Source organism: Leptolinea tardivitalis (assembly GCF_001050275.1).
Classification (GTDB): Bacteria; Chloroflexota; Anaerolineae; order Anaerolineales; family Anaerolineaceae; genus Leptolinea; species Leptolinea tardivitalis.
The window spans coordinates 605,668-619,722 of the sequence record NZ_BBYA01000010.1 but is presented as its reverse complement, the minus strand read 5'-3'; the positions used below and the strand labels follow the sequence as shown (position 1 = coordinate 619,722).

11 protein-coding genes are annotated in these 14,055 nt (G+C 51.2%); 7 read left to right on the top strand and 4 right to left on the bottom strand.

Annotation, left to right across the window (positions count from 1 at the left end; genetic code table 11):
• Positions 1–34: 34 nt before the first annotated feature.
• From LTAR_RS12295 to LTAR_RS12280, 4 genes are read right to left on the bottom strand one after another with little or no spacing between them, the layout of a single operon-like run.
• A complete protein-coding gene (locus LTAR_RS12295; protein ID WP_062422531.1) occupies positions 35–1,396 on the bottom strand; it encodes a hypothetical protein in 1,362 nt (453 codons plus the stop codon).
• Positions 1,396–2,934, bottom strand: a complete 1,539-nt coding sequence (locus tag LTAR_RS12290) for a phage terminase large subunit family protein (protein WP_062422530.1) — start codon at positions 2,932–2,934, stop codon at positions 1,396–1,398. Before LTAR_RS12290 ends, LTAR_RS12295 begins: the two co-directional genes overlap by 1 nt.
• Positions 2,934–3,347: a hypothetical protein gene (locus LTAR_RS12285; protein WP_062422529.1), complete on the bottom strand. Its 414-nt coding sequence runs from the start codon at positions 3,345–3,347 to the stop codon at positions 2,934–2,936. The genes LTAR_RS12290 and LTAR_RS12285 overlap by 1 nt, the downstream gene beginning before the upstream one ends.
• 50 nt (positions 3,348–3,397) lie before the next feature.
• Entirely contained in the window at positions 3,398–3,727 is a 330-nt protein-coding gene (locus LTAR_RS12280) for a hypothetical protein (RefSeq protein ID WP_062422528.1), read from the bottom strand.
• Positions 3,728–4,003: 276 nt separating this feature from the next.
• On the opposite strand from LTAR_RS12280, the gene LTAR_RS12275 reads away from it, so the two are divergent.
• From LTAR_RS12275 to LTAR_RS12245, 7 genes are all read left to right on the top strand, one after another.
• A complete protein-coding gene (locus LTAR_RS12275; protein WP_062422527.1) occupies positions 4,004–4,753 on the top strand; it encodes a TadE/TadG family type IV pilus assembly protein in 750 nt (249 codons plus the stop codon).
• Complete coding sequence (locus LTAR_RS12270; RefSeq protein ID WP_081419965.1) at positions 4,695–6,689, top strand: TadE/TadG family type IV pilus assembly protein; 1,995 nt, start codon at positions 4,695–4,697, stop codon at positions 6,687–6,689. The genes LTAR_RS12275 and LTAR_RS12270 overlap by 59 nt, the downstream gene beginning before the upstream one ends.
• A 7-nt stretch (positions 6,690–6,696) precedes the next feature.
• Positions 6,697–8,568: a PA14 domain-containing protein gene (locus tag LTAR_RS12265; protein WP_062422525.1), complete on the top strand. Its 1,872-nt coding sequence runs from the start codon at positions 6,697–6,699 to the stop codon at positions 8,566–8,568.
• A gap of 111 nt (positions 8,569–8,679) precedes the next feature.
• Entirely contained in the window at positions 8,680–9,702 is a 1,023-nt protein-coding gene (locus tag LTAR_RS12260; protein ID WP_062422524.1) for a GNAT family N-acetyltransferase, read from the top strand.
• Positions 9,703–9,743: 41 nt separating this feature from the next.
• Positions 9,744–10,229, top strand: coding sequence for an adenosine-specific kinase (locus tag LTAR_RS12255; RefSeq protein ID WP_062422523.1), 486 nt, complete (start codon positions 9,744–9,746; stop codon positions 10,227–10,229).
• Between the two features lie 73 nt (positions 10,230–10,302).
• Complete coding sequence (locus tag LTAR_RS12250; RefSeq protein WP_062422522.1) at positions 10,303–11,412, top strand: hypothetical protein; 1,110 nt, start codon at positions 10,303–10,305, stop codon at positions 11,410–11,412.
• A 172-nt stretch (positions 11,413–11,584) separates the two neighbouring features.
• On the top strand, positions 11,585–14,002 hold the full coding sequence (locus LTAR_RS12245) for an FtsK/SpoIIIE family DNA translocase (protein ID WP_062422521.1): 2,418 nt from the start codon (positions 11,585–11,587) through the stop codon (positions 14,000–14,002).
• Positions 14,003–14,055 lie beyond the last annotated feature (53 nt).

The window sequence follows — 14,055 nt, the reverse complement described above, 5'->3', positions numbered from 1 at the left end:
CGTTTTACACAGGTTCTCAACAAGAATTCCCCGGTTATGAACCGAATTCTGATTGTTTATCAACAGGGTTTTCCACAGATTTTGGATGGTTATCCACAGCCTGCTGTAATAAAGCAGGGATATCAACCACCTCACCGGCAAACCGATAGGCAAGCCGCAGCAGCTCGGCATCGTCGATCAGCCCGCGCGAATGCAGTTCGCTGAAAGCGGAAACAATCTGGGAGGCGGCTCCGGCCAACTCGCTGTTATCACGTGCCGAAATATCCGTCCCGCGAATTTCGATGGCGGCTTTCGGGTCAAGTGAACGACCGCAGCGTACGGCTCTCAGGCACACAGCCTGAAGCACGTCACGCAGCATCCAGAGGACAAATTCCTGTCGCTGCTCATAATGACGGAAAGTCGGTCCGCCGGCGCTTTCCGCCGTTGTGCGGGTGGAGCTTTCCGGCTCAGCCAGAAAGTGCAGTGGAATACCCGCTCCAGCCGCGATCATTTTCTTTAGAGCCAGTCCGTCTTCATTGGCGTCGGAAGATTCCAACCGCGGTGATAACGTCTCCCAGGTCTCCGCCTCATCCTTCACCAGCAGACTGCCGGGTGACGGCGGATTAAGATTGAGTTCGGCCTGCCGCTTGCGGCGCTCGACACTGGTAGAACCTTTCAATGTGACGGCATAGAGGAAAGTTGTGCGAAACCGATTTAACCGGGCGCGGTCTTCCAGCCAACCTGAATAACGCGCCAGCCACTTCAACAGGGGAGCCAGGTCGCTTTCTCCATGTAGAGCCCCCACCGGCCGGTTGATGGCGTAGTGTAGAATGAAAGGGGGTAATCCATTTGTGTCTGTCAAGGCAGATCGGCCTCTGTAAGAACGGCCGTCCTGCAGTACATACCTGGTTTCCTGCTCAAGGTCATTTTCTTCACAGGAGATTTCTGCCATATCTGTGGCTGGAATGGCGCGCACATAACTCATACCTGCCGGGTCGGTGGTGATCAGAATGAAGAGCTCACCGGAACGGGTCAATTCATCACACCATTCGATGATGCGGCTGTCCATGCGGTTGAGGGGATGTTCCCAGAATTCCTGCAGGAATAGCCGGGTGGTCTGATGCCGGCAATCAAGGCCAATTCCGCCGCCAACTACGTACTGTGAAGTCAATTCAACGATCCGCCGGGCAAGAGGATTGGTGCGCCAGGCTTCGAGCGACTGGCGGAGAAGGTCAAGCCGTTCGCCGTCAGGCCGGTCACGTGTATTACTTAAAGGTAGTGCGGCAAATATCGGTCTGAGCAGTCGGTCGCGGGTATCATCCAGGGCTGCCAGAGCCAGATCCACCCGATGGTTGATCTCACGATCGAAAAGACGGGCGGCCAGCCGGGAGGCAAGGGTAGTTCGGGGTTCTGTCATCAATATTCTCCTGAATCCAGATCAAATAGCGGATCCTGCCCTGGCACAAGCAGCGCCGGCTGCGGATCAAACCAGGCATAACCATCCAGTACGGCACACAGGGCGGCACTGATCAACAGGTCATCATGCAGCGGTTCACCGGTTAATGGGTCACGAGTGCCATCGGGCACGCTCCATTTCATCAGGCGGCCGGGACTGTCATCCACCCTGTACTGCGCGCCTTCCACCTGCCGCCAGAACAGGGCCTGCAGGGCAGACTGATCGTCAATCCCGCCGGTGTTCGGCTCCTGCCAGCGGCCGGAATCGCACACGCTGAGGAAATCCCATCCCAGCTTTGATTTGCTGACGTGGTTGAAAAGGAAAGGCAAGACCTTGTTGGGAAAGCGTTTTTGAAGAAAAGACGCCAGTCCTGCCCCGATACCGGTGGCGTCCATCACCACCACCTGCGGCTGCCAGGTTTCAATTAGCGCATGCAGTTGGCCGTACAGGGCGGTGTGTTTGATGCCGGTCCACAGACGGCGATGGACACAGCGATACGTGGGCGCCCGCAGAAGATCATCCTGCAGGGTCGAAAGATCCACCTGTACGATCGTCAGAGCGGTGGAATCCCGCCGCCGGTTGACCTGCCCGCTGCTGTCAGCTGATGCTGATTCGTCTTCGCCGGCCACATCGAGCAGCATGGCATAGATGCAGCCCGGCTGCGGCATTCCGCTGGCCGCATGCCTCCCGCCGCGCATCACCTGGCGGCGGGAGGGAGGGAACATGCCGCCTTCGGCATCGATCTCTTCAGAAAAAAACTGGGTTTTTACCAACGGATGGTCGCGTCCAAGGCGGGCGGTCTGTTCAGCTACGAAACGACCGTAGGCTTCCACTTCGGCTGCCACTTCACGAGCTGTGAGTACAAATGCCCGGCGAATGCCATCTGCCTGTTCAGACTGGCGGGCAGCTCGCAGCTCTCGTGCCAGCAGTGTTTTGCTCGTCCAGGCGGTGCCCCAGAAAACACGAGTGGCATTGGTCGAAGCGGCCATGGGGGCAATATCTTTGTCATATTTGATAATGGAAACATCCTGGGCTTCATCCACTTCCAGCAAGGTACTGGCGGTGGCTCCCACAATATTGGCTTCCGGAGCACCAGAAAAGAACATCATGCGGGCTGAACCCACCCGGTAGATGTAGCCGTTTTCCTTGCGCCATTGCCGTTGGACGATGCGATTCTGCTGCAGGACCCGTTCAAGCCGGCGCATGGCATTCTGCGATTGGGGTTTCCAGGTGGGCGATATCTTGACCAATTCTGCCGGTGTTTGTGAAAGAAGGGTCAAGAGGTAACATTCCAGTTGTGCCTGTAGTTCATTCTTGCCGGATTGACGCGGAAACATGATCACAAAGCTGAGACCCCGGTGAGCGAGCACCGATTTCAGTATGGCCAGCATGGGGCTGCATTGATATTCGCGCAGACGAATCCCGCCGGTGTATTCTGTAAAAGCTACCGGGTTGCGCAGCAGGGCTTTCAATGTATGGAGCGTGTGCGGCCGGATCATTATCCGCCTCCCAGAAAACTGCGGATCAGTGCCGCCAGGGCCATCAACCCTGATCCACCAGATGCCAGCCCTGCCCACATCTTGAATTGGGTTACCCCGTCTGTGTCTGCCCGAATGCGCATTTCATGGTCGTGCACAGCGGTTTCCAGACCGGTTAAGCGTAGATTGGCCATGTCGCGGTCATGGTTGTTTTGAACACGCAGAGAATCTACCTCCGCGCGGAGCAGGTCAAGTGCATGGCGCATTTGTTCAGCGAACAGGGCAGCCTGTTCTTCGGTGGAAATTTCAGGAGGATTCATGGTTTCCTGCTTTCTTTTTCGAAAGGGGCGGGTGTGAAACCCGCCCCTTTTATCGGCCGGTGCTGGCAGCGGCTCAGCGGGGATGGCGCAGGGATCCGTAGAAAGATGTGACATCCATCATGGTTCCGGTGAGCGGCCTGTCAATGTGCCATTTGGCCGGCGGATTACACAGCGGCATTTTTTCTCTTTTCTGTGCCGTCTCCCATCTCTTGAACGACTTCAGCCAGTGCCTGGTTGAGGAAATCTGCCAGATTCTCCCCTCCACCCAGCTGCTTCTGATTTTTCAACAGCAGGCTCAGGCGGTTGGATGTCTTGCCGACAGTTTCGAGAATTTGCAACAATTCCTTCAGGTTCTTGCCTTCATCTGCCAGGGCGACCACTCGTACCAGCAGGTCTTGCATCAATGTGATGGACGAATGCAATGCCTGGGCGGCGTTATCCTCGATAGATTCGTTCTTAAGAGCCGGGTTGCGCTGTGTTTTTGATCTGGGCATATTTTCTCCGCGAATGGAATATATGTTCTATATAGCACTATACATCCATCCAGAGAAAATTCAACCTGCCATTTTTGGAAGGTTTTAATGGGCAAAACTACCAAAATAGGTGGATACAACTAGAATAAATTGATATAAAATTAAAGGACAACAGGGAGGCTTTGCACTTTTGTTGGGTTCACGGTTTTTTTATTGACAATTCCTATAATCCGCTTTATCGTAGGATTGGACAAATTCCATCTTTTTCGGTTGTCGTTCCAGGGTAACCATGCGGTTATGTTAATTCAAAAATGGCGTGTGATCATTCAGGATAGGCAGAAAGCCCAATCGTTCGTAGAATTGGCGATAGTTTTGCCTGTTCTTTTATTGATTCTGCTGGGTCTTGTAGAGATTGCTTTTTTCATTGCCCGCTATCTGGATGTAATGGACCTTACGCGTGAAGCAGCCCGTGCCGCTTCTCTGCGTGATCCTCAGGTCCAGCAGGCGTATACATATACAAACGGTGCCTATCAATGCAACCGGACTCTTCCTTATAGTTTTTATTACACTTCCGCCTGTGTTTTTGCCCCGCCTGAAGGGTCAGCCGCCTGTTCGGCAGATCCGAAATTCTGCGGAGGTTTAAATCCGTTAATTTATGTAGATCATACGGTTGACGATGTACTCATTGAAGTGTTTACAGTCAAGGGGCATACGGTCGTAGATAAAGTGAATCCGCCGGCCGGTTACTGGGCGCTTTCCGATCACGATAGTGACTTGAGTCATAATGACAACTGGAAGAAAGATTGTAAAGGGAATCTCCTTTCACCTACTCCCCAACCTTACTATACGGCGGCAAAAGTAGAATCTGAATTAATTTCAACGTCTCCCATGAATAAGGGGTTTGTGGGTGTGGAATTTTATTATTGTTACCATCAGGTACTGGCAATACCATTTGCCAACCTGTTTGTTTCTGATCCTGCGAGGGTTCATGCGTATACGATTATGCCTCTCCCAATGGCTGTGCCCACCCCAACACCGGAACCCTGAAAATTCCTCGGGTCGGGGTCAGGTCATCGTTATTTTTGCGGTGACCCTGTTGGCCATGATCTTTTTTGCCGGCCTGGCAATCGACGCCGGTTCTTTGTATGTTACCTACGGTCAGCTTCGCCGTGCCATTGATGCTGCTGCTGTGGCGGCATCGAATGAGTACAAGGCAGAAGGTGTGAAAACCGCCGCTCACCCCACGAACCCTCCCCCATATAACCGGATGTTGGCTGCAGCCAAAGAAGTCATGGAATTGAACAACATTCAATTGTCAGCCAACCCTGATGATTTTCGGATGTATGTATGCGATAAAGATGGTGATGGATTGCGAGATCCAGAATCTACCATGCCGTCGGAATTTTACGTACAATGCCCGGATACCAGCCTGGCGCCGGATGGTTTTCCCAAAGAAAATGACCGCAAACTGGTGTGGATTGATGCCCGTGTTCCAGCCCCCCTGTATTTCTTATTCCTGCTGGGTTTCCAATCGGTCCCGCTGCGTGCTCACGCCATATCAGAAGCGGCGCCTATTGATCTGGTAATTGTGATTGATACATCTGAATCCATGGCTCACAGCGCAAATACCGTCCCAGCCTACACTGTTCCATACGATCCATCGTCATGTAATGCGGCAGATACCTGTTACCCATTAAAATCTGCCAAAACAGCAGCCAAAGCCCTTATCGATACGTTGTATGATGGCTATGATCATGTGGCTGTGGTTGGTTTTGATGTAACAGCTCCTGATCCCAGTACGGTTCCGATGCATATTAAGCTTTCGGAAGCCAAAGATGCAATTGATGCACTTAAGGTGCATGATGATCCGCCGTCAAATCTGATAAGAAACGATTGGTTTTCCCCAAGTCTGGTTACTATTGACGGTCTCCCAACTCTGGGGTTGAAGTTCAATCCCGTCTATCCAGAAGACCGCGACGGCGATGGGAAGGATGTGGATTCGACTCTCGGATCCTGTACGCCGGATGAATACCGTATGGATGGAACCACTCCATGCGACTCAAATAAACCCAATGCAGATTATCTGGATTCTTATGACTGGAATCCAAACAATGTTTACGATGCTGCTGACCAGACATATGCACGTAACTATCTAAATGCCAGAGGCTGTAATCCGGATGGCGACTATGATTCCTGTGCCTGGAAATACCTGACCCCGAACTCCACCTGCACAGGCTGTGGTATCAAGACCGGCGCAGATGTTCTGAAAAAGAACGGGCGTCCAAACTCCGTCTGGGTAATGGTTTTCCTCTCTGATGGTCTGGTCAACCTGAGCACCCCGACAACCGAGTTTCCTAACGGTTACTGCCAGGGTGGTTTGGGAAGTTTTATGTGGAGCAACGACTGTATCGATAGTAAAAAAACCTGGACACATATCCAGATCGATAAAAATGGCGACGGCGATTATGTGGATACCGGTGAGCGCGATTACTACGGTTTTGGCTCAACGCGTACCTGCCATAAAGACAAGCGGCCCAATATCTTAAATGGATTTAAAAACCAGTGTCCGCCTGATTCCAGAGGGAGCACAGATGCTCCTTCCGGTTGGAATATGGTGAATTATTCTGTCTATGATTATGCATTGGATATGATCGATGAAGCTGCCTTGTTGAAATCAGCCAACGATAATGAAGATATTAAAGGCTCTGATATGGCTATTTATTCTATCGGCCTCGGCGATGCTGGTGATTCTCCTGCCGGAGTCACCAACCGCCCGATCGGTGAATATTTGTTGCGTTATATGGCTTCAGTCGGTGATGATGGCAATCGTCTAACGGATGAATGCAGCAGCAATCCGGCAACTGGTTTGCCTTATCCCACCAAGCAATCCTGCGGCCAGTATTATTACACGGATGATGGGACGGATCTTCAGTCCATTTTCATTGATATTTCTTCTCGTATTTACACCCGGTTGACCAAGTGAGGCAATTATGAAAGCGAAAGATCGTAGCCTCGGATATAGAATTGTACGCCGATTTAAAAAGGCTCCAGCGCAGAGTATGGTGGAATTTGCCATGGCTCTACCGGTTCTCTTGCTGGCCACATTCGGCGTAGTAGAATTCGGCCGTTTATTACAGGCCTGGCTTGCCCTGGAAAATGGAGCCCGTATGGCTGTGCGTTATGCAGTCACCGGTGAATACAATCCAGACTACTGTGATGAGGCAGATGAAGCACTTGGTCTGACCGCAGAAGATGGCAACCATGACTGCAAGGTAGATGCGTTGGCCACGGCCTCCGAAGCAGAAAAGAAATTGGCACGCGACCGAACCCAGGCATTGCAGGATTGGGCCCGGCTTCCATCCATCCGAGATGCTGCAAAGTCGGGGGCCAGTGGAATTGCCTATGACGATTCTGTTTCTGGCAATTATCTGTTATACCTGAAGAATGCCCCTGCAAATGGGGCCACACTTGATACGTCAAATATGGGCGATCCGAGTAAGCCTGGTTTCTTCTATGTATCCATCTGTTCATCACGGTTTGTGGAAGATACCACCCGGCAGGCGGCACCCTTAAATGAAGCGAAGGATAAACAACATTTTTATACACAGATGTCTGATGTAAATCCTTACTATTTAACCGGTCATACTGGTCAGGCGAACTACCTGTATTATCCGTCAGTCTGTTCCATGTATACCAGTCCGGTTAAAGCTTTTATGGATGATGCCGGTGGGCCTGGCGACCGGGTGCGCATCACCATCACATATCGGCATAATATGATCATGCCGCTCATCAGCGAATGGTGGCCAACATTGCGCCTGAATACCACCCGCGATGGTTATGTGGAAAAATTCCGGATTTCGCGTGTCACCGGTCTGTCTGAAGGCAACCTGATCCCGGATACACCTACGTCTACATCCTCAAAGACTCCCACAAATACATTAACGCTTACTCCCACGGAGACGTTGACACCAACACCAACAAATACGCCTACTCATACCAAAACCTCAACGGCAACACTGGTTCCCTGCGAGAGCAACGGAAATGGAATCAGGGCGGAATATTTCAACTACACCAATTACCTTGATCCGTTTACCGGCAACAGTCCCATCACCGTATTAAATCTGAGTTATGTGGATGAAAATTGGGGTTCGGGTGGTCCGGCTAATGTGAATATTGATGCATTTGCCGGCCGCTACACAGCCCAGATTATGCCGTTGTATAACGAAGAATATACTTTCTATACAAAATCGGATGACGGAACAGTTTTATATGTCAATGGAAAGAAAGTGATTGACAACTGGGTTTACCAGGATGCTAAAGAAAAGTCTGGAAAAATAACGCTTGAACGTTGCAAGAAATATGATCTGGAACTTCAATATTTTGAAGGCGGTGGTAATGCGGTTAACAGATTGTCCTGGAAGAGTGCAAGTCAGGTTAAGGAGGTTATACCTAAGGCGGTTTTGTACCTGCCGACAAGCCCGGTAACCACAATCACGCTCACCAGAACATCTACGGTTACCATAACATCTACAATAACCCAAACACCGACGAGAACGCTTACCCCGACGAGAACGCTTACCCCGACGGTCACCCGCACGCCGACAATCACGCTTACCCCGACGGTCACCCGTACACCGACGGTCACCAGGACACCAACTAATTCACCTGTACCTCCTTCGCCCACGCATACCACACAGCCGCCACCTCCTCCAACACCCACTACGCCGGTGGCGCCGCCTACGGTGAAGCCGGCAACCGCTACGACCGAGGCGCCTCCAGCTCCTACAACGACACGAACGCCTTCAATAACTCCAACGAAGACGCCAAAGACCCCGATCGTAATCCCAACCCTGGGCGGATGATGTAAAAGAAAGAAACAGTAAAGTAGAGGTCAACCTTCTCAGGTTGGCCTCTATCTTTATCCCTTCTACGTGCTTCTTGCAGATCGGCAGGGTGAACGATAAAATCGGGGTATGAACTTTACCCTGCACACCGAATTCTCTGACCGCCTGAAAGTGGACTGGGATCAGCTTCTTGAGACAAATCTCGTTCAGGCTCCTTTTTTGGAATTTGATTATCAAAAACTCTGGTGGGAAACCCGCGGCGGGGGTGAATGGACTGACGCAGAATTAATGATCCTGGAAGCGCATCAGAATGGGGTTCCGGTCGGCATTGCCCCATTGTTCACCATACGCCAGCCAGATGGCTCAACGGCAGTTTTGAATGTGGGTTCTGTGGAGGTATCTGATTTCCTTGACCTGCTGGTCAGGCCAGAATTTCAGGAAGCCTTCATAGCAGCCCTGTTGAACAACCTTATCGCAATGCATATCCCAGGTTTAAAAATAGTTCAACTGTTTAACTTGCTGGATTCATCGCCGACTCTGCCGGTTTTACATTCCGCGGCCGGGAAAGCCGGATGGACCCTTTCGGTTGAACGATTGCAGCACAGTCCCTGTATTACCCTGGCGGGAGACTGGGAAACTTACCTCGCCGGGATTGATAAAAAGCAGCGCCATGAAATCCGCCGGAAAATGCGCCGGGCGGAAGAAGCGGATGTTTCGGTCAAGTGGTATTTTGCAGAAGATGAATCATCTTTGGATGCTGAAATTGATGGTTTCCTTGAATTGATGAAAAATGACGGTGACAAAGACTCTTTTCTTAAACCCCCCATGCAAGGTTTTCTCCGCCGGGTGGTTCATAACGCTTTTAACCACAAAAACCTTCAACTGGCTTTCCTGGAAGTGGATGGACACAAAGCGGCATCCTATCTGAGTTTTGATTACAGAAACAAGATCTGGGTCTACAATTCAGGTCTCAACCGTGATTTTCAGGCGCTTTCCCCTGGCTGGGTTTTACTCGGTCACCTGATTCAATGGTCCATTGAACACGGACGAACGGAATTTGATTTCATGCGCGGTGATGAAGAATACAAGTATCGCTTTGGTGCGGTAGACCGGTTTGTGATGCGGGCCGATCTCACCCCGCCGGCGTCATGATAAAGAGAAAAATCATTGAAATAACAGGCAGGAGGATTATTATGGAACTGTTAGCCATTCCCGTAGAAAAACCAGAGAATATCAACTTTATTCTCGGGCAGTCGCATTTCATCAAGACAGTGGAAGATATTCATGAAACCCTGGTAAGTGCAGTCCCAGGCATCCAATTTGGCCTGGCGTTTAATGAAGCCTCCGGAGCCTGCCTTGTTCGGTTCTCTGGTACGAACCCTGAAATGATTGAGCTGGCCAAAAAGAATGCCCTGGCTATTGGAGCCGGGCACAGCTTCATCATTTTCCTTGGGGAAGGATTCTTCCCCATCAATGTTCTGAATGCCGTGAAGAATATACCGGAGGTTTGCCATATCTTCTGTGCCACAGCCAACAATGTCAAAGTTCTGGTGGCTGATACCGGTGACAGTCGTGGGATCATCGGTGTGGCAGATGGAGCGAAACCTTCAGGTGTGGAAGCAGAAAAAGATATTGCCTGGCGCAAAGACTTCTTGAGGATGATCGGGTACAAAGCCTAGTCACGCGCAATCGGCATTAATCTTGCAACAACGCCTCTGGACGAATCTATTTGCCCCGCCCGGGAGGCAACTTATGCGAAAAGTACTTATCTTCATTACTCTTGTCAGTGTCATGATGGCCGGATGCAGTGTTATTCCAGCCGTTAAGCCGACCATGACCACATCGGAGATGGCAACCAGGGTTGCCCTCTTGTTGACAGCCATGCCTACAAACACTGGGGAACCGGCAACCGAAACTCCAACGGAAGATCTTAATCTTGCCACCCCCACCACGCCGCCTCTGGAAGAAGAGGAAATTGGTGCACTTGTAACACCCACTTCCGAAAATCCGGATGAAGGTTCTGTAACTCCAACAACCCAGGGGAAGACCGGCGATTTATCCACCCCCACGACGGATGTTACAGCTCTGGCTACTCTATTAAGCGCGGCCGCCACACAACTGCCCACCGTGATCACCAGTGCCACCTCCACCCCGCCGATTGCCATGCCGAGTGCTACACCAACAGCCACCGTGCCTCCAACACTTACCCCCGGTGGTACTCCACTTCCATCCATTCAATTGACGGCCACCTTCACAGCAGATGATCCGCGCAACAGGTTGCCTGTTCCAACCTGGACAGATACCATGGATAATGGCAAGAACTGGCCTCTTGGACCGGATGCTTATACAACGGTAGATTTTCAGAACGGCTACATGGTGTTAACCGGTCTGCAAAAAGATAATGGCTGGCGTTTAGCAAGCAACGAAGCGGATAATGTCTATATTGAAGCCACGGGCATGTTTGGTAATACCTGCCACGGTATGGATAAATGGGGCCTCATGTTCCGGTCTCCCGATCGTTCTACGGCCGATAGGGGATACTGGTTCAATATCACCTGTGATGGGAAATTCGCCTTCCAAAAATGGAATGCCAAACCGGGTGATAATGAGACGGCAGTCACCAATATCATTGCCTGGACGTCCAATTCCAATATCAAACCCGGCGCAAATGCCATCAATCGGATTGGTGTTCTAGCCAAAGGGAATCACTTTACCTTCTATATTAATGGATCCCAGATTGCCGAATCCACCGATGGAAGTTATGATAGCGGCGGCTACGGATTGTTGATCGGCGCCCGTGAAACCAGTCATCTGGTTCTTTATGTCGACGAACTCAGTGCCTGGTTGAATCCTCCGTTATAAATCAATCTTTGCTGTTTATGGTTATTGACAGACCCCGGGTATCTTCAACGGTACCTGGGGTTTCCTTTACTCATTTGAAGAAAATTTCCTTGAAAAAGAGTTATCTGGCAAGTCTCTTGCATCAATACGCAGATGAATACAAAACAGTTACTTTCATGCAGGGAGCCGAATCATGGTTAAACCTGTAACCAGAGTTGTAAAAAATGTTTCCAGCCCGGTTCGTCCCGGAAGGGCTACAAAAAAACCGGCACCACAGGTAAAAAAGAACAGTCACCGCCAGCCGCATGCTACAGTTCGCATGGTAAACGGTATGAAATCAGGCCGGTTATGGAATGGCATAAAAACGATCTGGGCTCAAATTCCAAAATGGAAAGACCTATCTCCAGATCGGCGTCTGGATATTGTCGGGGCAAGCTGTATTGTCATCGGTCTCCTGACATTGGTGTGTTTGATCACAGAACAGGATGCCGAAGTCTCAGCACAGTGGGTGGTGGTGATCAGCCGGTTGACCGGCTGGGGAATGTATGCCCTGCCATTCGGTCTGCTGATAGTTGGTTTCTGGCTGGTTCTTCGCAGTCTTGAAACCCTGCCGCCGCTCACAACCAGCCGCGCGGCGGGAATATTCTTTTTGTATATAAACCTGCTTTCATGGATACATCTTCTGGCCGGTGGTGGCTGGGAAATGGCTTTTGAAGGGCAAGGCGGTGGTTACCTCGGTGCGTTTTTTGAACGCTTGTTGACTGCCGGACTGGGACTTCCCGGTGCTCTATTGATTCTGATGGTCTGGATGCTGGTGGCCGGTTCTTTTGCCTTACAGCTTCCACCTCCTTTGTTCAAAGAAGTAATCTACCGGCTTCGCCAGCAGGTGCGTGATACCATCGATGCTTCACCCGTTTCTGCTGTTATGGAATCCGCCGGACTATCATCACAGCCGCAGCCTACCGTTGGATCCTCTGGACCTTTGCCTCCGGGTTTTCATCCTCTAAACAATCTGCCAAACCGAAAACCGGCTGTAAAAAAGGCTGTGACTCTAGCGGTCCGTCAGGTGGAAGAACGTGAGGATCACACACCGCCGCCGATGACACCGGTTGAGGCCTCAAAATCACCCTGGGTTTTGCCAAGAATTGATGATATTCTCGACCCGGCTGAACCGGTCTTCATCCAGGGTTATATTGATACAGATCGTGCGAACAAAATTGAAGAGACATTGCGTCTGTTCAGCGCCCCTGTGCATGTGGTCGATATTCAACGCGGTCCCACTGTCACCCAGTATGGTGTGGAACCCGATTTCATCGAAACTCGAAACGGCCGTACTCGTGTACGCGTTTCCAAAATCGTCAGTCTGGCTGATGACCTGGCACTGGCTCTTTCTGCCCAGCGTATCCGCATTCAGGCGCCGGTTCCCGGCCGCGGCTTTGTGGGGATAGAGATTCCGAATGAAGAAACCAGCAAGGTAGCACTTCATGAGCTGGTGGAAAGCGATGCCTTCAAAAAGATGCGCAGTCCATTGCGGATTGCCCTTGGAAAGGATGTTTCCGGCAAACCCATTGTTGCCGATCTGACATCCATGCCTCACCTGTTGATTGCCGGTACTACCGGTTCAGGTAAATCTGTCTGTGAGAATTCTATTCTCACCTGCCTGCTGTTGAACAACACTCCAGAGACCCTCCGGTTGGTATTGGTGGATCCAAAACGGGTGGAAATGAGCGGTTATAACCACCTGCCACATCTTCTTGCGCCAGTGATCACCGATGCTGCCAAGGTTCCAGCCGTCCTTCAGTGGATGATCCGCGAGATGGAAAGCCGTTATGAACGCTTTGCCAAATGCCGGGTGCGCAACATTGCCGAATATAACAACACAAATACCGATAAACTTCCGTATATCGTGGTAATGGTGGATGAACTGGCTGATTTGATGATGATCGCCGGTGAAGAAACGGAAAAAAGCATCACCCGGCTGGCACAACTGGCCCGTGCAACCGGAATTCATTTAATCCTGGCGACCCAGCGTCCATCTGTGAACGTAGTGACAGGTTTAATCAAGGCCAATTTTCCGGCCCGTATCGCCTTCACAGTGACATCAAATACAGACAGTCGGGTCATTTTGGACCAGCCCGGCGCCGAGCGTCTACTGGGCCGCGGTGATATGCTCTTCCTGGCTCCTGATGCTCCTGCGCCTGTTCGTTTGCAGGGTGTATATACGGCCGATGCCGAGATCAACCGTCTGGTGGATCATTGGAAGATGGCAGCCGCCGATGCGGCTGTGGAAGGCAGGTCAACAGCCCCGCTTTCTGTACCCATGCCGACTCTGCCTACCACTCCCCTTCGCCAGCCTGATTTATGGGATGATGGCAAGACACCATCATCCGACCCAATGTACGATGAAGCGGTGGATCTCGTTCGCACTCTCGGACGGGCATCCATATCCATGCTTCAGCGGCGATTGCGCATTGGTTACGGCCGGGCTGCCCGTCTGATTGATACCATGGAAGAGAGCGGCATCATCGGCCCTTCCCAACCAGGTAGTCAGGTTCGCGAGGTACTCGATTATGGACAGGCGGCTCCTCCGGTGGACGAGGAAAAGGACTGATCAAATGAAATTTTCCTCCATCTGCTGTTATTAATTTCGTGAATCCCACAAAA

Bases quoted from the DNA above. Each gene is read 5' to 3' on its own strand.
- LTAR_RS12270 (WP_081419965.1), top strand. From the start codon at position 4,695: ATGCGTATACGATTATGCCTCTCCCAATGGCTGTGCCCACCCCAACAC.
- LTAR_RS12295 (WP_062422531.1), bottom strand. From the start codon at position 1,396: ATGACAGAACCCCGAACTACCCTTGCCTCCCGGCTGGCCGCCCGTCTT.
- LTAR_RS12275 (WP_062422527.1), top strand. From the start codon at position 4,004: ATGTTAATTCAAAAATGGCGTGTGATCATTCAGGATAGGCAGAAAGCC.
- LTAR_RS12280 (WP_062422528.1), bottom strand. From the start codon at position 3,727: ATGCCCAGATCAAAAACACAGCGCAACCCGGCTCTTAAGAACGAATCT.
- LTAR_RS12285 (WP_062422529.1), bottom strand. From the start codon at position 3,347: ATGTCACATCTTTCTACGGATCCCTGCGCCATCCCCGCTGAGCCGCTG.
- LTAR_RS12265 (WP_062422525.1), top strand. From the start codon at position 6,697: ATGAAAGCGAAAGATCGTAGCCTCGGATATAGAATTGTACGCCGATTT.
- LTAR_RS12290 (WP_062422530.1), bottom strand. From the start codon at position 2,934: ATGATCCGGCCGCACACGCTCCATACATTGAAAGCCCTGCTGCGCAAC.
- LTAR_RS12245 (WP_062422521.1), top strand. From the start codon at position 11,585: ATGGTTAAACCTGTAACCAGAGTTGTAAAAAATGTTTCCAGCCCGGTT.
- LTAR_RS12260 (WP_062422524.1), top strand. From the start codon at position 8,680: ATGAACTTTACCCTGCACACCGAATTCTCTGACCGCCTGAAAGTGGAC.
- LTAR_RS12255 (WP_062422523.1), top strand. From the start codon at position 9,744: ATGGAACTGTTAGCCATTCCCGTAGAAAAACCAGAGAATATCAACTTT.
- LTAR_RS12250 (WP_062422522.1), top strand. From the start codon at position 10,303: ATGCGAAAAGTACTTATCTTCATTACTCTTGTCAGTGTCATGATGGCC.